Annotated in this window: 20 protein-coding genes and 1 other RNA gene; 15 read left to right on the forward strand and 6 right to left on the reverse strand. The window is 57.0% G+C overall.

Annotated features, from left to right (window positions below; all coding sequences use genetic code 11):
- Positions 1-63 precede the first annotated feature (63 nt).
- Positions 64-747, reverse strand: coding sequence for a hypothetical protein (locus tag DL88_RS11450; RefSeq protein ID WP_034996140.1), 684 nt, complete (start codon positions 745-747; stop codon positions 64-66).
- Positions 748-1,329: 582 nt separating this feature from the next.
- On the opposite strand from DL88_RS11450, the gene DL88_RS20335 reads away from it, so the two are divergent.
- Complete coding sequence (locus DL88_RS20335) at positions 1,330-1,917, forward strand: hypothetical protein (RefSeq protein ID WP_156971063.1); 588 nt, start codon at positions 1,330-1,332, stop codon at positions 1,915-1,917.
- A gap of 147 nt (positions 1,918-2,064) precedes the next feature.
- Here the strand turns inward: DL88_RS20335 and DL88_RS11460 are convergent, their stop codons facing one another.
- Together DL88_RS11460 and DL88_RS19920 are read right to left on the reverse strand one after the other, a co-directional pair.
- Complete coding sequence (locus DL88_RS11460) at positions 2,065-2,463, reverse strand: type II toxin-antitoxin system HicB family antitoxin (RefSeq protein WP_034996145.1); 399 nt, start codon at positions 2,461-2,463, stop codon at positions 2,065-2,067.
- Positions 2,464-2,467: 4 nt separating this feature from the next.
- Complete coding sequence (locus DL88_RS19920; RefSeq protein ID WP_084705137.1) at positions 2,468-2,656, reverse strand: type II toxin-antitoxin system HicA family toxin; 189 nt, start codon at positions 2,654-2,656, stop codon at positions 2,468-2,470.
- 105 nt (positions 2,657-2,761) lie between these two features.
- On the opposite strand from DL88_RS19920, the gene DL88_RS11465 reads away from it, so the two are divergent.
- From DL88_RS11465 to DL88_RS11485, 5 genes are all read left to right on the forward strand, one after another.
- Entirely contained in the window at positions 2,762-3,985 is a 1,224-nt protein-coding gene (locus DL88_RS11465; protein WP_034996290.1) for a site-specific integrase, read from the forward strand.
- A gap of 921 nt (positions 3,986-4,906) precedes the next feature.
- Positions 4,907-5,251, forward strand: coding sequence for a hypothetical protein (locus DL88_RS21155; RefSeq protein ID WP_503127436.1), 345 nt, complete (start codon positions 4,907-4,909; stop codon positions 5,249-5,251).
- A gap of 127 nt (positions 5,252-5,378) precedes the next feature.
- Positions 5,379-6,854 (forward strand): cytochrome c, encoded by a 1,476-nt coding sequence (locus tag DL88_RS11475; protein WP_245270788.1) that lies wholly within the window; start codon positions 5,379-5,381, stop codon positions 6,852-6,854.
- Between the two features lie 2 nt (positions 6,855-6,856).
- On the forward strand, positions 6,857-8,077 hold the full coding sequence (locus DL88_RS11480) for a hypothetical protein (protein ID WP_034996151.1): 1,221 nt from the start codon (positions 6,857-6,859) through the stop codon (positions 8,075-8,077).
- A gap of 13 nt (positions 8,078-8,090) precedes the next feature.
- Positions 8,091-8,429 (forward strand): c-type cytochrome, encoded by a 339-nt coding sequence (locus DL88_RS11485; protein WP_210165305.1) that lies wholly within the window; start codon positions 8,091-8,093, stop codon positions 8,427-8,429.
- 285 nt (positions 8,430-8,714) lie between these two features.
- Here DL88_RS11485 and DL88_RS11490 read toward each other — a convergent pair whose 3' ends face one another.
- Complete coding sequence (locus DL88_RS11490) at positions 8,715-9,284, reverse strand: TspO/MBR family protein (RefSeq protein WP_245270791.1); 570 nt, start codon at positions 9,282-9,284, stop codon at positions 8,715-8,717.
- A gap of 248 nt (positions 9,285-9,532) precedes the next feature.
- On the opposite strand from DL88_RS11490, the gene DL88_RS11495 reads away from it, so the two are divergent.
- The 8 genes from DL88_RS11495 to DL88_RS11530 all read left to right on the forward strand — a co-directional run bounded on the left by DL88_RS11495 (position 9,533) and on the right by DL88_RS11530 (position 19,371).
- Entirely contained in the window at positions 9,533-9,850 is a 318-nt protein-coding gene (locus tag DL88_RS11495; protein ID WP_034996153.1) for a helix-turn-helix domain-containing protein, read from the forward strand.
- A gap of 5 nt (positions 9,851-9,855) precedes the next feature.
- Positions 9,856-11,970: a hydrogenase 4 subunit B gene (gene hyfB, locus DL88_RS11500; RefSeq protein WP_034996155.1), complete on the forward strand. Its 2,115-nt coding sequence runs from the start codon at positions 9,856-9,858 to the stop codon at positions 11,968-11,970.
- On the forward strand, positions 11,961-12,917 hold the full coding sequence (locus tag DL88_RS11505) for a respiratory chain complex I subunit 1 family protein (RefSeq protein ID WP_034996157.1): 957 nt from the start codon (positions 11,961-11,963) through the stop codon (positions 12,915-12,917). The genes hyfB and DL88_RS11505 overlap by 10 nt, the downstream gene beginning before the upstream one ends.
- Positions 12,918-13,580 (forward strand): hydrogenase-4 component E, encoded by a 663-nt coding sequence (locus tag DL88_RS11510; RefSeq protein WP_034996160.1) that lies wholly within the window; start codon positions 12,918-12,920, stop codon positions 13,578-13,580.
- Positions 13,577-15,022, forward strand: a complete 1,446-nt coding sequence (locus DL88_RS11515; protein WP_034996162.1) for a hydrogenase 4 subunit F — start codon at positions 13,577-13,579, stop codon at positions 15,020-15,022. Before DL88_RS11510 ends, DL88_RS11515 begins: the two co-directional genes overlap by 4 nt.
- A gap of 9 nt (positions 15,023-15,031) precedes the next feature.
- On the forward strand, positions 15,032-16,603 hold the full coding sequence (locus DL88_RS11520) for a hydrogenase large subunit (protein ID WP_034996166.1): 1,572 nt from the start codon (positions 15,032-15,034) through the stop codon (positions 16,601-16,603).
- 74 nt (positions 16,604-16,677) lie between these two features.
- Positions 16,678-17,193, forward strand: coding sequence for an NADH-quinone oxidoreductase subunit B family protein (locus DL88_RS11525; protein WP_034996168.1), 516 nt, complete (start codon positions 16,678-16,680; stop codon positions 17,191-17,193).
- 483 nt (positions 17,194-17,676) lie between these two features.
- The gene (locus tag DL88_RS11530; RefSeq protein WP_084705138.1) at positions 17,677-19,371 is read left to right on the forward strand and encodes an FMN-binding glutamate synthase family protein; all 1,695 of its coding nucleotides are present in this window, start codon (positions 17,677-17,679) and stop codon (positions 19,369-19,371) included.
- A 51-nt stretch (positions 19,372-19,422) separates the two neighbouring features.
- Here the strand turns inward: DL88_RS11530 and DL88_RS11535 are convergent, their stop codons facing one another.
- Together DL88_RS11535 and DL88_RS11540 are read right to left on the reverse strand one after the other, a co-directional pair.
- A complete protein-coding gene (locus DL88_RS11535; protein ID WP_084705139.1) occupies positions 19,423-20,334 on the reverse strand; it encodes an N-acetylmuramoyl-L-alanine amidase in 912 nt (303 codons plus the stop codon).
- Between the two features lie 14 nt (positions 20,335-20,348).
- Entirely contained in the window at positions 20,349-20,654 is a 306-nt protein-coding gene (locus DL88_RS11540) for a YMGG-like glycine zipper-containing protein (protein ID WP_305953017.1), read from the reverse strand.
- A 417-nt stretch (positions 20,655-21,071) separates the two neighbouring features.
- Between DL88_RS11540 and rnpB the strand changes: the two genes are divergently transcribed.
- Positions 21,072-21,478, forward strand: an RNA gene (gene rnpB / locus DL88_RS19430) — RNase P RNA component class A.
- Positions 21,479-21,523 lie beyond the last annotated feature (45 nt).

Consider the following 21,523-nt stretch of genomic DNA (forward strand, 5'->3'; position numbering starts at 1 on the left):
CAGGACCATAGGGCTGTGGTCGATGGGGCCTTCCTCTTTGATGAGATAGAGACGACGCTGTCTTCATGAAGCCAGCTCCGCGACCCAGGAAGGCAGGGCGGGATCAAGCTTGCGGCGCAAGCGAGCAAAACGACGGTAGCGCGGCCGTGCTGAAAGCCGATCACGAAACCAGGTTGCCTGAAAAGGTTCAAGCCAATGCAACCCGGCGTCACGCCATTCGTCATGGGCACTCACGGCGAACCATGCCGCTGCTTCCAAGCAAGCGATCTCTTTGTCCGGCAGATGCTCAAGAGCGGCTGTTAGTATAGTCTGCAAGCCAAACGCGACAAACTCCGGAGGGATTTTCCAGTTTTTGGAGACGTTGAGATTGTCGGCGATGGTCTTCTCAAGCCATTTCGAGCGATCGAACCAGGTCGCTGTCTCAAGGAGACGATCGATCCACGCATCAGTTGGAATGCCGATTTCGATACCGCCGGGCAATTCAGGTGTGGCTGGCTCACGTGGTCGCGGAAGAGGGATTTTCGGAATCATATGGCCTCCGACATCCCTCAAGTGCTCGGATGAGAGCCTGCCTTCGCGCGCGCAGATTTCCGCGAAGCGCTTTCGTTGCGCGGGATCATGAATCCCAAAAAGAATCGCCATGCCATCGGCGTTGAAAACATATCCATTGGGATCATGCCGATCCTGCCCTGGATAAATGTCAATGAGTAGTCCATAGGGCGATGGAAATTTCCCGATCGGTTTCATCGGCATTCTCCCGTCGGTGAGAAGGACGGCCGATGTGGCCTATGCTCCGAAGGGCGGCATCGCGTTCCGATCTGTTCCGCTTGCCCGCGGAGTGAAGTTTGACTATCTCCCGATATGTCGTGGGCTCCCCAGCAAACGACATATTCGGACCCGGCTTCGTGTTGGCGCACGATGGCCGGGTTTCTTCGTTCTGGCCTCATCATTCAAATTTCTCCTCTCGCTTTCTTCGAAATCCCCTCGCGTGCGGCGGATTTCGAAAGAAATATCTTGCGGCCCATTTTGAAGACCCCAGGGAGGTGCCCATTCGCGGCAAGGTGGTAGCCCTTGCTTGGCGGGATCCCATAGAAGGCGGCTATCTCGGCCATTCCTTCGAGAAGATCGTCAGCGGGAGAACATTGGTGGGAATTTGATAATTGCATTGTAGGGAATGCCTCCTTAATGAGGAATGAGTTGTATTTCTCATTAAGAAGTAAGCTCTAGCTTGCGTCAATGGCAAATATTGGTAATTACTCATTTTTAAGTGGCTGCTGGTGGAAAGCATTTTCGATTCTTGCCGATCTTATACGGTTAAGGAGGCTCTTTTTGTTTACATATCAAGAAGTTGAGAATGCTATCGCCCGTCTGCACCATGTGCCATCCGGGCGCGCAGGGACTTTCAAGGCGCGAATTCGTAATTTCCAAAGAGTAGGATTAATTCCTTCCTCTCCAGGGAAAGGATTAAGAATACAATACAATATAGAAGATGTAATTAGATGGGCATTGTGTTTTGAGTTCTCTGAAGTAGGATTGCCTCCAGAGCAAATAAAAAAAATATTTACGTACTCTGGGTGGGCTTTATTTCGTCCATTTGAAGGGCCTGTGACAAGTGATGACTATTTATTCTGTTTACTTGGAAACTTTCTTGAATGGCACTTAAATAAAGAAGATAAGCAATCACTTGATCATGAGAAGTTAGCTTTTGATGTCGTTCGAGCATCTGAAATTGGCAGAATGATTATTGAGAATGAGCATTATAATCGAATTCTTATAATTAATATGACAGATCTAAAACGTAAATTAGGTGAGGAGCTTAATATAAACTGGGATTATAAGATAACTATATCATCAAAAGATGGGTCTTCCAGTATGGTTCATCAAATGAGTATGTTTAGAGCGTCTCCATTACGCTAATTATTATTTATAATTAATACACAATAATATTTTTTTATAATAAAATATTAATAGTGAATTTAATAAAACAGTTTGTTACATCGATCGTCATTGATTATCTTACGTCCGTTGATAATAATAATTAAATTATATGCCTATAGCTGGGCATCACGTCTTTTCAAACATGGCATGTTTCGCCGCCTGGGCGAGGAAACCGGAGCGGGTCAGGCCATGGCTCTCGGCATAGCGATCGATTTGCACAAGCACGTCCTCCGGCAAAGTCACATTGACCCGGACGGATTTTGGTGCTGCGGCAGGAACGGGAACAAGAATCGCCACCCCTTGCCGGTTTTCCTGATTGGCCATCACCGTTTCAAGGGAAGATGGCTCCGGAATGGCTTCCCCATCTTCCGCCAACCCCTCGATATGCAGAGCAAGGGCTTCCTCGGCCATGGCGCGGGCCTCGTCGAGCGTCGTCCCGGCCGTGACGCAGCCGGAGAAGTCGGGGAAGGAAACCCCATAATCGCTATCGGCTTCTTTGTGGATGAGAGCGATGTATTGGCGCATGGCGCTATCCTATACTGAGACCAGCTTGCTTCTCGATGCTCCGCAGTGTGCCTTTGGGCAATTCGCGTGAGGGATGGGGAACAGTCACCCGGCCCGGTTTCGTCGGATGCTTGAATTGAACGTGGCTGCCTTTCTGGCCGACCTTTTTCCATCCATCGGCTTCAAGGGCGGCTATGACGGCGCGGCTATTCATATGTGTATTTATACACATATGAATAGAGCTGGCAATGGAATGATGCGCCTATTGACGTGAGGATTTTTGTGCGACATGATCGACCTATCGGATGAGGGCATCGGCATGTCAGTTCGAAAGCGTAGCTGGATCACGGCAAAGGGTGAGAAGAAAGAGGCCTGGGTCGCCGATTATGTCGACCAAGCCGGAAAGCGCCATCTCAAAACTTTTGATCGCAAGAAAGAAGCAGATGCTTTCCATGCGAAGGCTAATGTCGAGATTCGGGAAGGTACGCATACACCTGATAGTGCGAGCGTGACCGTGACCGAAGCGGCAAATTTGTGGCTCGAAACCGGGCGCGGGCGCAGACTCGAGTCATCAACCCTTGATTCTTATGAACAGCATGTTCGCCTTCATCTTGTGCCTTTCATTGGCAGGCTGAAGCTTTCACAATTGACCGTTCCCATGATCCGCGAATTGGAAGACAAGCTGCGACGCGGCGATCCGGCGCCTGGCGTAGGGGAGGGCGCGGCGCGATCGGCTGACATGATCAAGCGGATTGTTTCGAGCCTTGGTGCCATGCTTGGCGACGCCCAGGAGCGTGGACTTGTGTCGCGAAATGTCGTGCGGGACCTTCGATCTGGGCGTCGCCGCAGCTCTGAAAAGAAAAAAGACAATAGGCAGAAAGGCAAGCTGAAAGTTGGGATTGATATTCCGACGCCTAATGAAATCAAAGCGTTTATCGGAGCTTTGCAAGGCCAATATCGGCCATTGCTTATTACGGCTACTTTCACTGGTCTTCGCGCTTCTGAGCTTCGTGGCTTGCGGTGGGCTGATCTCGATTTCGAGCGACGCGAACTACATGTTCGGCAGAGAATGGATAAACGCAATGTAGCTGGGCCACCAAAATCAGGGGCGGGCGAGCGCAAGATCCCGATGCCGCCAATCGTGATAAACACATTGCGTGAATGGCGATTGGCTTGCCCGAAGGGTACGGCGGATCTTGTTTTTCCTACGGGGAACGGCCGGCCCGAGCATCATGCCAATATTGCGCAACGTGGGCTCATCCCTGCGTGGATCGCGGCTGGCGTGACGGTTCCAGGGTTGGACAAAGAAGGCAAGCCGATCGAGGCCGCAAAATATCCAGGCTTGCATGCGCTTCGGCATTTCTACGCCTCATGGCTCATAAACCGAAAGGCCGATGGCGGACTAGAATTGCCGCCGAAGCTGGTTCAAGAACGTCTCGGGCACTCAACCATCGCGATGACCCTCGACACTTATTCTCACCTATTTCCGCGTGTGGATGATGCTGATGAGCTTGCCCAAGCAGAGCGCGTACTTTTAGGTTGAATGCGACACAGGCGCGACATTGCGTGAGTATAATATATATAAATCAAATAATTAGCATACAAAATAAGAGGAATCATAATCCTTGTGTCGGGGGTTCGAGTCCCTCCTCCGCTACCAGCCCGCCCCAGACGCGCAATTTCAATACAGATTAACGCCAACACGAGCTCAAAGAGGGCTTGACCGATCGTGTTGCGTCTTACCGTCGGATTTTTCTCGAAATACGGATAGCGTCTGTACCGAGCCATTCGGCTGGAAATGTGGAAACAAACGCGTTTTCCGACACATTCCACAATCCAAACATTCTTTCTCTGCGAAACCGTAAGCTAGCGGCAAGCCTCAGCCTTTATTGCGCTATCGGCGATCTATCGCCGATCGGCGTCTTTAAAGGTTTGTCGCCATCGGCTCATAAGGGTGCCTGGGGGCGTCGGCTATTTCCTTGCTTGATGATCGAGCTTGCTGGCGAGCATGGGAGCAATTTTCTTGGGCAATCATCCTTAATTAAAGAGTCTTGATGGCTTTCTGCTCCTCGCGCGTGGCCTGCCGGGAGGGATGGTTGTTCGCCGGCTGTCGCGAAATCAGGGGTGCCTGAACACGATGTTTTTGTGTCATCGAAACCCTTCTGTTTCTTCGGGGTGTTTGTCTTTGCCTCGTGCCCTGTGGGACGGAGGAGGTATCAATCTGTCCGTTATTATTCCGTGATTTTCGATAGAATTTCTTGAGTACGAAAGAATCTGAAGCCTGGCTGACATCAGCCGACATAATCACCAAAGGTTTGTAGGCTCTGACGCCAATGCGCGTCAAAATGCCCGATTGGCGTTCGCCATCGACGCATTATGAGATTTCAATACTTTCTAATGTGGTCGAACTGTGACGCCTTCAGCGAAATATAGAGTAGGGCGGTTCATCGCTCTCCTCCTGTACGTGCTGGCAAGCACGACAGTCGGATTCGCGCATCGAAGCAATGGACCGGCTGCGCGGGCTGAGCTTGCGCGCTATGCGCTGCCTGACGGTACGCTTCCCGTTATCTGTAGTCAGACACAGAATAAAACCTATGGAAAAAGTGGAGGGCATGACGGGTTTTGCAAGCACCTTTATATTTGCCGTGCCTGCTGTCTCACTTCCGCTCCGGGGCTGACACCTCCTTTATCCGTCATCGTTCCACCGCAAGATCTCTCGGAGCAGGTTTACTGGACCGTCCATGGGGAATTGCCAAGGCTTCCACGGACGATCACAACACTCGGTGCACGCGGTCCACCGTTTGCGTGACAGACCAGGACCTTCATCGAAACCGTCATCAGTGTGACTGATCCAATTGGTCTGTCCGAGCGATTGATCCGCCACAGTGGCATCTCGCGGGCGGTTGATGATGTTTTTCTTTATTTGAAGACGCGCCTTGAAACTCCTGTCAGTGGCGGGGGTACGCTGGCTCGTCGTCTTCGGAAACCTCACGGAAACAATCATTATGGACATCATCGGGATGTACCCGACCTTCTACGTGCCCTATATCGGCACGGCGTGGGTCATGGGCATAATTGGTGTGATACATGTGCTTGCATCACACACCTCGGTTGGCGCCGCATTCCTCTTCGCGTTTCTCGAGACCAAAGCCTATCGGGATAATCAGCCGCAGCTTCTTGACTTCATCAAACGCTATGGCGTCTTTCTCCTCGTCTTCTCCTATATTATCGGCTCCATCACCGGCCCCGGCATCTGGTACGCCATCACGGTCACCAGCCCGCGCGGTGTCAGTGGTCTGATCCATAATTTCGTCTGGGTCTGGGCCGCGGAGTGGGTCTATTTTACGGTCGAGGTGATCGGCGCATATGCGCTCGTCTATCTCATCGGCAAGATCGACGCGAAATCCCATCTCAAATTGACATGGTCCTTCGCGCTCGCCTCCTGGTCGACGATGCTGATCATCGTTGGCATTCTGTCCTTCATGATGTGGCCAGGTAACGAGAGCTGGTATCAGACGGGTTCCACCAATGATGCCTTCTACAACCTGAATTTCTTCGCCCATCTCGGCGTTCGTACCGGCTCGATGTTCGTGATGGCTGCCGTGGTTGGTCTGATGGTCGCCGCCGGTGTGCAAGACAAGGAACTGAAGAAAGAGGTCGTTCGCCTGATTACGCCTATCGGCCTTGGCGGCGGCGTTTTCGCAACCGCGATGTTCTTCTATTATCTGCAGACGGTTCCTTCCAATGCGCGGATCATGCTGAAATATCACCTGCTTCCGCAATATGCGGCAGGCATGATCGCGGTCGCTGTGGGATCGGCCGCCTATCTGATCTTCGCCTGGTTCAAGCCGCAGGCGGTGAAAACCTGGATCGCCGTGCCCGCATTCCTTGTCATCGCCTTGATCGGTGTGTGGCCGGAAGAGCGGATGCGTGAAAGCATGCGCAAGCCCTATGTCGCCGGCCAATATATCTATGGCAATCAGGTGATCGCGCGGGATGTTCCCGGCAAGGGGATCACCGGCGAGGTCGATCGGATCGCCGAGAAGGGATATCTGAAGCTGCATCCCTTCATTCCGGAACGGCTGCGCACCATCACGGCGGAAAACAAACTGGAGGTCGGCGCGGTTTTGACGAAAATCGCCTGCGCCAATTGCCATGCCCTGGAGCCCGGCGCACCGCTGCGCTCGCTGCCGGATAAATTCTTCCATTCGACGGATAAGCAGATGATCGCGGCATTCCTTGCGGGGCCGCTGAAACAGGGATCCGTCCCCTTCATGCCCCGCATCGATCTGCCGGAGGACGAGATCGACGCGATTGCAAGCTATATCGCCAATATCAACGAGACGGCAGGGCAGCCAGCGGGCCGGTCGAAAGTCTCCTCCAATGATCAGCCGTCAGTCAGGAGCAATTGACCATGGAAATGAGTTCTGTCCTCCACGTCTTGCGGGACCCGGCAGGCATTCCTGCCGTACCGGCCCTGTTTCAACTCCTGATGGTCCTGACCTGGGTCTTTCACATTGCTTTCGTGACCCTCGCGTTGGGAACCGCGGCATTGTCGATCTATGCCTTCTATGGCCACCCCGGCAGTGAGGATTGGCAGCGCCTGTCCATGGCAATGACCAAGGTTGCCAAAGTCAGCGTCTCCCTGCTGATCGTGCTCGGCGTCGCGCCCTTGCTGTTCACCCAGGTGATCTATGATCCCCAATGGTATGCCTCCAATGTGCTGTCGGCGCGCTGGGCGATCGGCTTCATCGCCTCGCTCATCGTCGCTTATTGCCTGTGGTTCGCATTCTATTGGGGCAATCATGAAGGCGCGAAGCGTTATATCGGCCTTTATGCCATTGTGGGATTGGTGCTGTTTCTCATGGATGGGCTCATCATGCATGTGCTCTCCTATCAGGCCATTCTGCCGCAACGCTGGATGGACTGGTATGCGCCGGGCGGTGTCATCGACATGAACGGCGGTGCTCTGCATGCGATCGAATGGCCGCGCTATCTCTTCATCATCAGTCTTTCGATTCCCGCTGTCGGCGTCTTTCTCATCGCCTATAGCGACTATTTTTCCGTTCGTGAGGACAAGTCCAAGGATTATCTCCAATTTGCCCGCAATCTCGGAAGAAAAATCGGCTTTTGGGGGTTCCTTATTGCAACAGGCCTGTTGATCTGGTGGCAGTTCGATCATCCGGCGGATACACATCTCGTCTGGCAGCCGTTTGGATGGCTCATGGTCATGGCACTCTTGCTCATGGCGAATATTCTGCGTGACGAGAAGAGCAGTCTTAGCGGCTACAAGCTCGTCGCAGGCGGCATGGGCATTCTGACGATGGTGGCGATCTGGCGCGAGGTGGTGCGTGTCACCTATCTCAAGCCGTTCGGTTATGTCGTTTCCGATTACAAGGTAAATGTCGATTGGCCTTCGACATTCCTGTTCTTTTCGACATTCATCGGCGTTGGCGGTTTGGTTGGCGGCTTCTATCTGACGCTTCTTTACCAGTCCGGCAGAGTCGCCGGCCGTTATGAGGCCAAGGGTTTCGTCGCCAAGCTCGGCACTGGCGCCGTCGCCATCGTCGCTTTGTGGATCGCCGTGTTCCTCGCCTATGGCACCACGATCTACATCCGTAATGCTCTCATCTGAAAAGACCTTCTCCATGAACAGCTTTCATATGACACTTTCCGGCGCCGTCATGCTCGCCTTGTCTGGCCTCGTTACCGGGGCTTCGGCGCAGACGGTGGATATAGCAAAAGGCAAGCAAAAAGCTGAAGTTTGCATGTCCTGCCACGGAGCCGACGGTTTCACGGCTGCGGCACCTGCCATTCCGCATCTTGCGGGTCAGGACAGGGATTATCTCGTCAAGGCTTTGACTGCCTACCGGGCCGCTGATACGCGGACGGATGAGACAATGACGGCAATGGCGAAGCCCCTGTCGGATAGCGACATCATCAACATTGCGGCTTTCTTCAGCTCCTTGCCTCCGGGAAAGCCGTAATCATTCTCCTGCAGTGAAATGTCTGCCGCAGACAAAGCATAATCTTCAGGGCGGGATCTCGATCCCGCCCTTTTGCGTGAAGCCGATGATGAAACCGGTGAGACCAAAGAATGATGCGCTTCATTGATCGCTCTTTGGCCCTGCGACTGCAGTTTGTTTGTTTCTGCCGAACATCATGGATCACAGATAGTTTTTGATCCGTACACCTTGTGGACGGGCGTACCCGATCCGGTTCAATCCTGCGGTTTTTTGCAGGAAATTATGGTTGTGTTATTGGCCTGCGCTTTAAGGATTGAGCCGCCAGATTTCGAAATTGAGGATCGAGGCGAAGCCGACCCAGAGAATGATGGGGACGAGCATGGCGCCAGCGGCGCGGTCGATCCGCCAGAAGCAGAGCGCCGTCGCCGCAAGCAGAAACCATTGCGGAATGATATTGATGAGCCCGGCCATGGGGCTACGCATGGCGAAGAACATCCACGACCACAGGATATTGAGCGCGAGCTGGGCGAAATAGAACCCGAGCGCTCTCGCACGTGCTTCTGAATCCGGCTTGCGCAGGAGCCGCCAGGCGGCGATGCCCATGAGGATGTAGAGCATTGTCCACACGGGTCCGAAGATCCAGTCCGGCGGATTGAAATCCGGCTTGGCGAGCATGTGATACCAGGGTGTGAGATTGGCGAAAGTTGCCAGTGAGCCCAAAAGATAGGCCGCGAGAATTGGCCCGGCCGCGAGACAGAGCGTGCGCCAGAACGCGCCGTTTCGTTGGAACAAGGGGTGGATTGTCATCTCTTCACCGCCGTTGGAGTTCGTCTCTGCCGCGCGAGGCAGGATGACGGCTTGCGCATCTCGATCCAAGGCTTTGTATCTGCCTTTGGTTTCGCCGGGAGCGCGCGGAAACGTCCGCACGATTGCGGAAACGCGGTGTTGCGGCCGAGGTTCGGGCGCCGAGGCCGATCTTCCTTCCCCCCCGGGAGGTCCTTCGCCGGGAACCCTTTTCAATGCGAGAAATGATGTTTTAAATATCATTTATAATGATTGAAATATCACTTTGAATTGGATAATAATAAAAAAGCAGTTTTAAAATATGAGGCAGTGACACCTCGATGATCACCTCCGGCCAATTGCGCGCGGCGCGGGCGCTGCTTGGCATCGACCAGCGAAAAATGGCCGAGTTATCCGGTCTCTCGCTGCCGACGATCCAGAGAATGGAGGCCAGTGAGGGTGTTATCCGTGGCACGGTCGATTCCCTGATGAAGCTGGTGAATGGCCTTGAGTCGGTGGGGATCGAGCTTATCGGCGACGGAGCCGCGAGCCCGATCGGCGGGCGTGGCGTGAGACTGCGGGAAACGGTTGCGTCCCCGGAGACAAACGGCACCGGCAAAGACGGCAGGCCGGGCTTTCCGGGCGACAGGGAGGGGTAGGGGCGATGCCTTCCGCGGTGGGTGCGCTATCGGCAACGGCGACCGTCATCACTCTTTGGTGCGTGGTTGGTTTCCTCGCCATGGCCTTCATGGCCGTGGCGGCGTGTGTGCTCTGTCGGTTGCGTGATCCCTTGCCGATTGTGTCCTCACCAGATGTGTCCTCTCTGGCAAACGGAGCGCAGCCGCAACACAACGGTACTCCTTTCATCTATGGTCTTTGCGCCTTTGTTTCGTTGCTGATCCTCGCCGCTGCTTTGGCTAGTCTTCTCAGCGGGGCAGGGGGCGGCGAGGTGGTGTTGCCGCTCGGTCTGCCCTTCGTTGGTGCCCATTTCCGGATTGATTCTTTAGCGGCTTTCTTTCTGATCGTGGTCAATCTCGGCGGCTTTGGCGCCAGCCTCTATGGCATCGGCTATGGCCGTCATGAGCATGAGCCAGCGCGTGTGCTGCCGTTCTTTCCGGCTTTCCTCGCGGGAATGAATCTTGTCGTGATGGCGCATGACGCCTTCACCTTTCTCTTCGCTTGGGAATTGATGTCGCTTGCGTCCTGGGCACTGGTCATGGCGCATCATCGCCAGCCTGGAAATGCGCGCGCCGGTTTCGTCTATCTCGTGATGGCGGTTCTCGGCACTCTGATGCTCTTTCTCACCTTTGGCCTGCTTGCTGGAACAGTGGGCGATTACTCCTTCAGCGCGATCCGCGCGCATCCAGTGTCCACGCCCCTGGCTGGCGCCGTTCTTGGTCTCGCCCTTCTGGGAACAGGGTCCAAGGCGGGGCTGGTGCCGCTGCATGTCTGGCTGCCGCTTGCCCATCCGGCCGCGCCGAGCCATGTCTCCGCTTTGATGAGCGGCGTCATGACAAAAGTGGCGATCTATGCCTTCATCCGCCTCGTTTTCGATCTTCTCGGGCCACCGGACTGGTGGTGGGGGATGCCGGTGATGGCTCTGGGTGCGGCAACCGCGGTACTCGGTATCCTTTACGCCATGGAAGAAACCGATCTCAAAGGCATACTCGCCTATAGTACCATCGAGAATATCGGCGTCATTTTCGTTGGTCTCGGCCTCGCATTGGCCTTCAAGGCCAATGCACTGCCCGTCGCGGCGGCGCTGGCCCTGACTGCCGGCCTCTTTCATATTTTCAATCACGCACTCTTCAAAAGCGTGCTCTTTTTCGGCGCGGGCGCCGTGCTCACCGCGACGGGGCTGCGGCGGTTGGATCTTTTGGGCGGTCTCATTCACCGCCTGCCGGTCACGGCCCCCCTGTTTCTCGCCGCCTGCTTGGCCATTTCGGCGCTGCCGCCGTTGAACGGTTTCGCTTCGGAATGGCTGATCTTCCAGTCAATCCTGCTCAGTCCCCAGCTGCCGCAATGGGGCATGAAACTGCTCGTGCCGACCGTCGGTGCCTTGCTCGCTCTTGCCGCTGCTCTGGCTGCTGCCTGTTTCGTACGGGTTTTCGGCATCGTCTTCCTTGGTCGGCCGCGCTCGGCAGTTGCCTCTGAAGCGCGGGAGGTTGATCGCTGGTCGCTGGGCGCCATGACGGGCGGTGTCGGTCTCTGTCTCCTCGCCGGTATCCTGCCCGGTGTCTTTATCGACGGTATGGCGCCGGCTGTCGCGGCGCTGATTGGCGCCCGAATGCCGCCGCAGACCTCCTTGCAATGGCTGTCGATCGTTCCCGTGGCGGAAAGCCGGAGTTCCTATAACGGCCTGCTGGTCTTCCTTTTCAGCGCTCTGTCGGCGGGGCTCGCGGCTTGGGCTATCCGCCGTTTCGGCTCACACGTCACACGCCGTGCGCCGGTCTGGGATTGCGGTTTCCCCGATCCGAGTCCTGTGACGCAATATAGCGCGGCGAGTTTCGCGCAGCCGATCCGGCGGGTTTTCGGCGGGCTTGTCTTTGGCGCGCGCGAACGGGTCGAGATGCCGGCCCCGGGTGATCTCGCTGCGGCAAAAATAAGCGTCACGCGGCATGATTTCATCTGGGAGGGGATTTATGAGCCCGTCACGCGCATGGTCCTCCTCGCGGCAAGCGTGTTCGACCGCACCCAGGCGCTCACCATTCGCCATTATCTCGGCTTCGTCTTTCTCGCCCTCATCGGCCTGTTGATGGTGCCGGCGCTATGGTCCTGATCGCCGATCTCGCCGTGCAGGGCACGGAAATGCTGCTGGTCCTCTGCCTTGCGCCGCTTCTCACCGGCTTCGTGCGCAAGGTCAAGGCGCATCTCCTGCGCCGCCGCGGGCCTTCTCTCATCCAGCCGTATCGCGATCTCCTGCGGCTCCTGCGCAAGGAGGTGGTGCTCGCGGATAATGCCTCGTGGCTCTTCTGCGCCATTCCCTATCTCATCTTCGCCGCGACCTGGGTCGCTGCCTCCCTCGTGCCGACTTTCGCCACAGGGCTCCTGTTCAGCTGGTCCGCTGATCTCATCGCCATTACGGCGCTTCTCGGCAGCGCCCGTTTCTTTCTGGCTCTCGCCGGGCTCGATGCAGGCACCAGTTTCGGCGGCATCGGCGCGAGCCGCGAGATGATGGTTGCGACGCTTGCCGAACCGGCGATGCTTATGATCGTCTTTACCCTGGCGCTGCTTGCCGGCTCGACGCAATTGTCAAATCTTGCAGGTTTCATGCTCTCGCCGCAGATCGGCTTGCGTGTCTCCCTGGGCCTCGCCCTCGTCGCTTTGCTCATGGTGGCTCTTGCCGAGAATGGACGCATACCAATCGACAATCCGGCGACGCATCTCGAACTCACCATGGTGCATGAGGCGATGGTGCTCGAATATTCGGGCCGCCACCTTGCCCTGATCGAGCTCGCCGCATCGCTGAAGCTTCTTCTCACCTTGTCGCTGATCGTCTGCGTCTTCATCCCCTGGGGCTTGTCGCCAGCGGGCAGCGGCGTGGCAGAGCGGTTCATCGGTATTGCTGTCTATCTTCTCAAGCTCGTCCTGGGCGGATTTCTGCTTGCTCTCTTTGAGACGAGTATTGCCAAAATGCGGGTGTTTCGCGTGCCGCAATTTCTCGGCGCGGCGCTCATGCTTGGTCTGCTTGGCACATTGCTTTTGTTCGTTTCGCGGAGCCTCTAGATGCACGGGCTTTCCTTCGATATCGCGCATCTCCTGGCCGGTGGCCTGGTGCTCACGAGTTTCATGCTCCTTTATCAGGATCGTCTTTACGCTCTGCTCAATGTCTTCGCGCTGCAGGCATTCGTGCTTTTTCTGTCTGTTGCCTGGCAGGCCTACGCGCAGGGAGCACCGCATCTTTATGTCACTGCGGCGATCGCTCTCGTCCTGAAAGCCATTGTCATTCCCGGGGCGCTCCATCGCATTGTCGCGCGGCTCGGCATTCACCGCGAGGTGGAGACCATTGGCGGTATCGGCCTGACCATGCTGGCCGGGATCGGTCTTGTCGCTTTATCGATGGTCGTGATCCTGCGCGCGACGCCCGCGGCGGCGCCGCTCGCGCGTGAGGATCTCGCGCTGTCCCTTTCTGTCGTCCTGCTCGGCCTTTTGATGATGGTGACGCGGCGCAATGCCGTGAGTCAGGTGGTCGGTTTCATGTCGATGGAAAATGGACTCATCCTGGCTGGTACGGGCGCGCAAGGTATGCCGCTCGTGGTCGAGATCAGCATCGCCTTTTCGGTGCTCATCGCCTTTATCGTCATCGGTATTTTCCTGTTCCAGATCCGCGAGCGGTTCGACACCGTCGACAGCCGCGTGCTCGACACTTTCCGGGGAGAGCGCTCGTGAATGCGGCCATCGACGCCACCGCTCTTCTTCTCCTTCTTCCGGCCGTGAGTGCATTCATTCTCGCTTGCGTGCCGGACTACCGGCTGTCGGCGCGGCTGAATTCCGTTTCGTCCTTCCTCACCTTTCTCGTGGCACTCTCGCTGCTGGTCGTTACCCCCGCGCCGGGACCCTATCTCTTCGTCGATGATCTTTCTGTCATCTTCATCATTCTCAATTCCTTCGTCGGTTTCACGACGAGCCTGTTCAGCGCCGGCTATATCACCCATGAGATCGCGGACGGCCGGTTTTCGCCGCTGCGTTTGCGTTTCTACCATGCCATGTATCAGACATTGCTGTTTGCGATGAATCTCGCCCTCATCGCCAACAATACTGGCCTCATGTGGGTCGCGATCGAAATGGCGACGCTGGCGACGGTCATGATGGTGGGTCTTTACCGCACGCATCAAGCGATCGAAGCGGCCTGGAAATATTTCATCCTCGGCGGCGTCGGGATCGCGCTGGCGCTGTTCGGGACAATCCTCATCTATGTCGCCGCTCAGCCAGTCGTCGGTGAAGGGCTTGATGGCATGGTCTGGACACTGCTGATCCGCCGCGCCGCGGCTTTTGATCCGGCGCTGCTCGATATCGCTTTCGTCTTTCTTCTGCTTGGCTATGGCACCAAGGTCGGACTCGTGCCGCTCCATGCCTGGTTGCCGGATGCGCATGCCGAGGGGCCAACCCCGATTTCGGCGGTTCTCTCCGGCCTTCTTCTCAATGTCGCGCTTTATGCGGTGCTGCGCTTTAAACTGCTCGTCGGCGCCAATCCGGCGGCGCTCCGGCCTGGCCCGCTGATGGTGGTGATGGGCCTTGCCTCGCTGCTCTTCGCTGGTTTCATGCTCTATCGCCGAGGCGATATCAAACGGCTGTTTGCCTATTCATCCATCGAACATATGGGGATCATCGTCTTCGCCTTCGGCATGGGCGGGCCGGTCGCCAATTTCGCCGGCCTCTTGCATATGACGATGCATAGCCTGACGAAATCGGCGATTTTCTTCACCGTCGGGCCTATCGTCCAGGCCAAGGGCACGCAGAAACTCACCGGGCTCGGTGGGCTTACAGTCAGCCAGCCCATGCTTGGCTGGTCTCTGGTTATCGGCGTCATCGCCATTGCCGGCCTGCCGCCCTTCGGCGCCTTTATGAGCGAATTTCTGGTCGTGACCTCTACATTCGCGCAAAGCCCCTGGCTGGCGCTTGTATTCTCCATCGGCCTGCTCATCGCCTTTGCCGCGCTGGCCATGCATCTGCATCACCTTGCCTTCGGTGAAGCGCAAGGCGGCGAGGCGCCCGCCGTGGTCCCCATCGTTCCGCTCGCCGCCCATCTCGTCCCGGTGCTGATGGCCGGACTCTACCTGCCGCCCGCGCTGGTTGCCCGGTTCCAGCAAGTCGCCGGTTTCCTGGGATAGGGGAAAGCAATGGCAGTCTTTGCCGAACTGAGCCGACAGGGAAAACAAATGGCCGCGCACCGGCCGTGCCCGCGTATCCTCGTCGAGGAAGAGGCCTGGCGTGCCGCGGCGGCGGTGCTTGCCGAAGGGAAATTGACGCTGCTCGGTCTTTGGGGAGACGGGCAGGCAGTGCATATGGCCTTGCTGGAAGACGGCCCTGATGAAGATCCAGGTAAATTTTCAAGCACGCGTTGCGAAACGCTCGTCCTGACACTGGCCTGTCCGCTGGGCTCGTTTCCCTCAGTGGGAGCCGTTCACGCGCCAGCCATCCGTCTGGAGCGCGCCATTCGTGATCTCTTCGCGCTCATCCCGCGCGGCCTGCCGGACGAGCGGCCCTGGCTAGACCATGGCCGTTGGCGGCTGGAGCATCCTTTGTCCTCCACTCCCGGGGAGAGGCTTAAGCCCGCGCCTGTTGCTTACCCCTTTCTCCCCGCCGAGGGAGAGGGCCTGCATCAGATTCCGGTCGGTCCGGTCCATGCGGGGATCATCGAGCCCGGCCATTTCCGTTTCAATGCCTCGGGCGAAACCGTCGTACGGCTCGAGGAGCGGCTCGGCTATACGCATAAAGGGATTGAATCCCTGATGGCTGGCGCTTCGCTCGAAACGGCTGCGTGCCTCGCGGGACGCGTGTCAGGCGACAGTACTGTCGCTTATTCTCTCGCTTTTGCGCAGGCTGTGGAGGCGGCGCTCGATCTTTCTGTGCCGCCCCGCGCCGTTTATCTCCGCGCTTTGATGGCGGAACTCGAACGGCTCGCCAATCATCTCGGCGATATCGGCGCCATCTGCAACGATGCCGCCTTTGCGATGATGCTCGCTCAATGCGGTGTCCTACGGGAACGCGTGCTGCGCGCGGCGCATGAGGTTTTCGGTCATCGCCTGATGATGGATCGTATCCTTCCCGGTGGCGTGACGGTGGATCTCACGCCGGCGGGAGCCACCCGCATCCGCGAGCTGCTCGCATCCATCCGTGCCGTCTTTCCGGCGCTCGCCGACCTCTATGATAAAACCGCTTCCCTGCAGGATCGTACGTCCGGCACCGGCATCGTTGCGCCGGCGCTCGCCTGCCGGTTCGGTGCCGGCGGATATATTGGACGCGCGAGCGGACGCTCCTTCGACACGCGCCGTCATCTTGCCTATCCGCCCTATGACACGCTTGCTTTCGAGGTGCCGACTTTCTTCGAGGGTGATGTCAATGCGCGGATCTGGGTGCGTATCCGTGAGGCGGAACAAAGCCTCTCGCTCATCGAGCAAAGTCTTGACAATCTGCCGAGAGACAATCTGGCGAGAGACGATCGGTTGCAAGTCAGTGTCACCGATATCGGCGAGACGCGTGAAGGTCTCGCTCTTGTCGAAGGGTTCCGGGGCGATATCCTCGTTTCTGTCAGGATCGATGCCGGCGGCCGCATCGAGCGTTGTCATTTGCGCGATCCCTCCTGGTTCCAATGGCCTTTGCTCGAAGTGGCGATCGAGGGCAATATCGTCGCCGATTTTCCGCTCTGTAACAAATCTTTCAACTGTTCCTATTCGGGGCCTGATATGTAGGCGATTTATACCAAATCGTGCATCCCTCCTGGCCGGATCATCCTGTTTCATCCCGCATTTGTAGGCGCCCTTTCATGCGCAAGCTGCTTTTTCAGGGTCTGACCCGATCTCCGCTCACCGAAGCCGCTCCGACGCAGGCGGAGCTTGCTGCTCTCGCCAGGGATCTCGATCGGACCGCTCAGGCGCGGCTCGGCCATAGTCTTTCGATCCGCGAGGTCGATGCCGGTTCCTGCAATGGCTGCGAACTTGAGATTCACGCGCTCGGCAATGCTTTCTATGATCTCGAACGGTTCGGCCTGCGTTTCGTCGCCTCGCCACGTCATGCCGATGTGCTGCTTGTCACGGGGCCAGTCACGCTCAATATGCGTGAGGCGCTTGTGCGGACCTACGACGCCACGCCTAATCCGAAATGGGTCGTTGCTGCGGGAACCTGCGCGCTTGGTGACGGCGTTTTTGCCGACAGCTATGCTTGTGAGAAAGGCGGTGTAGCGGCGGTGTTGAATGTCGATCTCGTCATTCCCGGCTGCCCGCCGACACCCATCGACTTGTTGAAAGGACTTCTCGCACTCATGGAGAGACCTGCGGTTTGATGGGGCAGGGCGGGCCGCTGAAAGCGTGCGACATGCCGAAAGAAAGAATGGAAATAAACACGTACGGCGGGTTATAGGCTCTGGTATGCCCGGTTTATGGCACACACGGAATTGTTAGCGCGTTTCGTAAGTGAATCGTTGCACGGAGCCGGCTTTTCGGTTCCTGTCACTTTTATATGAGAGTGGATGCGCATTATGGCATCCGTTCTCAGGGAATGATTATATAAATCTTTTCAATACAATTGGCCGTCATCGGAGTCGAAGACATGGCAAAGTCGGCCTTTGTCGTATTATTGTCTCCCATTCGCCGATAACTATTTTCTAGCCGGTTCAGAAGTTTTGGAACGGCCTCTTTTAACAATACGAGCTTTTCAATGCCTCACTTGAAAAGGCTCACAGGTCGAGGCCGTGCCCGCCGCGAGATGATCGGACTGCCTCAAAGGCAAGGATACCAGCTTTATTTCCCGCAACCGGAAGAAGCCCATGCTGCGCTATGTGCCTTTAATCTTCTGTCTCATCAGCACCTTGTTACTTGGCCTCTTGCTGCCAACGGGAAAAACCCTGGTTGTCGTGGCGTTTCCGCTCGCGCTTGCCTTGTCTGTCATAGGCCTTGTCGATCTCATTCAACGGCATCACAGTCTGCGCCGCAATTATCCCATCCTTGCCCATATTCGTTTTCTGCTGGAGGGCATACGCCCGGAAATCCGCCAATATTTCCTCGAAAGCGATACGGATGGATTGCCGTTCAATCGCTCGAAACGTGCTGTCGTCTATCAGCGGTCCAAACATCAGTTGGAAACACGGCCTTTCGGCACGCTGCAGAATGTCTATGAATCCGAGTTCGAATGGCTGAGCCATTCGATCTCGCCTGCAAAGGTCAAGCATCACGATTTTCGGGTCATGGTCGGCGGTCCGCAATGCGCGCAGCCTTACTCCATATCCCTGATCAATATTTCCGCCATGAGTTTCGGCTCTCTCAGCGCCAATGCCATACGTGCTTTGAACAAGGGCGCGAAGATGGGGGGCTTTGCCCATGATACAGGCGAAGGCAGTATCAGCCGCTATCATCGGGAACATGGCGGCGATCTGATCTGGGAGATCGGTTCGGGCTATTTTGGCTGCCGGACGCCGGATGGCCAGTTCTCGGAAGAGCGTTTCATTCAGAACGCATCAAATCCGCAGGTCAAAATGATCGAGGTCAAGCTCTCGCAAGGAGCAAAGCCCGGCCATGGAGGCATTTTGCCCGGCACCAAGGTCAATGAGGAAATTGCGGCCACGCGCGGTGTCGAGGCAGGCAAGGATTGCATTTCTCCCGCAAGTCACTCAGCTTTCTCGACGCCCATCGAACTCCTGCAGTTTCTAGCAAGGCTCAGAGAGTTGAGCGGAGGCAAGCCGGTTGGCTTCAAACTCTGTATCGGCCACCGGCAGGAATTCATGGCGATTTGCAAGGCCATGATCGACACCGACATTCTCGTGGATTTCATCGTCATCGATGGCGCCGAGGGTGGCACGGGTGCGGCGCCGCTGGAGTTCATCGATCATCTCGGCATGCCTTTGCGCGATGGCCTTACCTTCGCGCATAATTGCCTCATCGGCGCCGGACTGCGGGACAAGATCAAACTGGGCGCAAGCGGCCGGATCATCACCGGGTTTGATATGGCCCGCGTGCTCGCATTGGGCGCCGACTGGTGCAATATCGCGCGTGGTTTCATGTTCTCGCTCGGGTGCATACAAGGGTTGGCCTGTCATACCGGCCGCTGTCCGAGCGGGATTGCGACGCAGGATCCGGTTCGTCAAAGAGCGCTGGACGTTGATATCAAGGCTGAGCGTGTCAGCCGCTTCCATGAAGCCACGTTGAAAGTGCTGGCCGAACTCACGGGGGCTGCCGGCCTTGAACATCCTTCCGAGATTACGGCCCGGCATATTTTGCTGCGGGGCTCGAAGAACGACATCATCAGCTTTGCCGATCTCTATCCAAGGCTCGCCCCGGATTCGTTGATGACCAATCGGGCGGATCCGGTCTATCTCGAGCTTTGGAATCAGGCGGTTGCCGGAAGTTTCCGACCCGTGCCGTCGCCCTTGCCGGTGTTCCTGGATGATACCGTCGTCAAAGACGAGACGGCCGATGCCGTGCCGTTTCTCCGCAATTCCCCTGATGATTTAATGATCACACCATAAGCGGCGAAGCGAGCGGCAAAGGCGGTTGCCGTCAGGCTGCTATTGGTCTCATCAATTGAGCCAGCGGCCTCTTTGCACCTGCGTCTGATCGGGGATATCTGCAACAACGGCCTCAGGAGATGGGGTAGTGGAATCCGGCGTCGGGACTTCAGCCTGAGAGCGCATGCTGGCTCCGGACCTTGCGGCGAGCAAGGCTTTCAAGGTTTCGATCGTTGAACCATCTGCAACGCCATCGACGAGTGCCGGACGAAAATGGCGCTGAAAAGCCCGTACGACCGCCTCCGTCTTGACACCATAGAGATTGGTGATGGTGAGGCCGAAGCCGAAAATCGCGAAAAGGGATTGCAGCGTTTCGATATGCTGGCCGTGCTCGCCGCTCTCATAACGGGGGCCATCGGTGACGGGCACGGGCGGCACATAGAGGCCGATACCAGCATCCGCCAATCGAGCCCAGGGAAAATGCGCGCTTGGATCGTCCTTGCGGTCCGGCGCGATATCGCTGTGGGCGAGCACGCGGATCGGGGAGATTGACCGCCGGTTCATAATATCGAGACACAGCGCGATCGTCGCCGCAATCTGCGCCTCGGGGTAGGGCGGATCACCGGCCTCCGGCCCTGGATGCACGAGTTCAATGCCGATCGAAACGGAGTTCATGTCGCGCTCGCCACCCCAATAGGAGCGGCCGGCATGCCATGCGCGGCGGTGTTCCGGGACCAATTGGGTGATCCGCCCATCCTCCCAGATGAGATAATGGGCGGAAACCTCTGAAGCCGGATCACAAAGGCGCTCCAGTGCTGCTTCGCCACTCGCCATGGCGGTGTGATGCAGGATGATCGCGTCGGGCTGCCGGCCTTTGCGATCGCCGTGGTTGGGCGAGGGCCTGACCTCCTTCACGAGCGGACTGTCGCCCGTGAAAGTTTCCGGCTGTTTTGCTCCGTCATCCTGCATAGATTTCGATGTCATGGATGGGACACCTGTCAATACCCGTATCCGCCGCGGTCATAACCACGCGAGGCGACGCAGAACGGCCTGCCATATTCATCATAAGCATAACGCCGGCAAGGCGGTGGCGGCGGTGGCGGCGGAGCGGTGGCCGCGCCGACCAGCCCACCGGTCGCCGCGCCGAGCAAGCCGCCTGCCACCGCGGCACCCGGGCTGTTGCCAGCCGCCGCACCAATTGCCGCGCCTGAAGCTCCACCGAGTGCTGCGCCGCTGAGCGCGCGCTGTTCAGGTGTATAACCACATCCCGCTAAAACCAGGACGGCCAAGGCTCCCGCCGTCATGGATATGAAATTCCTCATTATTTCCCCACGTTTTTCGGCCTGTCGTTTCAGGCAATGCCATAATGTGCGATCATTGGACAGGATCGGAAGAGAGCATTTTCGCTCTGATCGAAACCCCTCTGAAAGGATCGTCGCAAATAAACATAGCCACCCAGATGGTTCCAATTTGACGGCATCGGGACGGATTTCGGGAAGCTCCCTTGATCGGACCGGCTGACGTGGGCGTGATGGACGCCGATTCAAGCAAAATCATGGGCGAGAGGAAGCAGCGATCATGCCGGAGGAAACCTTTCGTATCCGCCCGTCAAGCATGACGCGTCTGTGGCATGGGGGCGGACTTTGATCGTGGGTGAATTTAAAAGCGGCGACCTTAACGTCCGATTGACGAAGGGAGGTTTTGCGCGTTATCCGATCCTGTCAGCCGGTCGGATGGCCGCCGCTCCGGCGGAGGAAAGTCCGGGCTCCATGGAGACACGGTGCCGGATAATGTCCGGCGAGGGTGACCTCAGGGAAAGCGCCACAGAAAGGAAACCGCCTCGCGAGGCGCCGCACGGCGCCTGAGCGTCGAGGTAAGGGTGAAAGGGTGCGGTAAGAGCGCACCGCGTTCCTGGCAACAGGAACGGCATGGCAAGCCCCACCGGGAGCAAAACCGAATAGGGGTGACACGCGCGGTCCCGCAGTGCGGGGCGTGCAAATCCGTCTTCAGATCGTCACCCGGGTTGGTTGCTCGAGGCGACTGGCAACAGTCGTCCCAGAGGAATGGCTATCACGCGGGTGGTTCGCCGCCCGCCATACAGAACCCGGCTTACAGGCCGGCTGGCTTTATAAAACAGTGAATGAAAATCGAAAGGCCGGGGGAACCCCCCGGC

Origin of the sequence: Beijerinckia mobilis (genome assembly GCF_000745425.1) — a bacterium.
GTDB lineage: Bacteria > Pseudomonadota > Alphaproteobacteria > Rhizobiales > Beijerinckiaceae > Beijerinckia > Beijerinckia mobilis.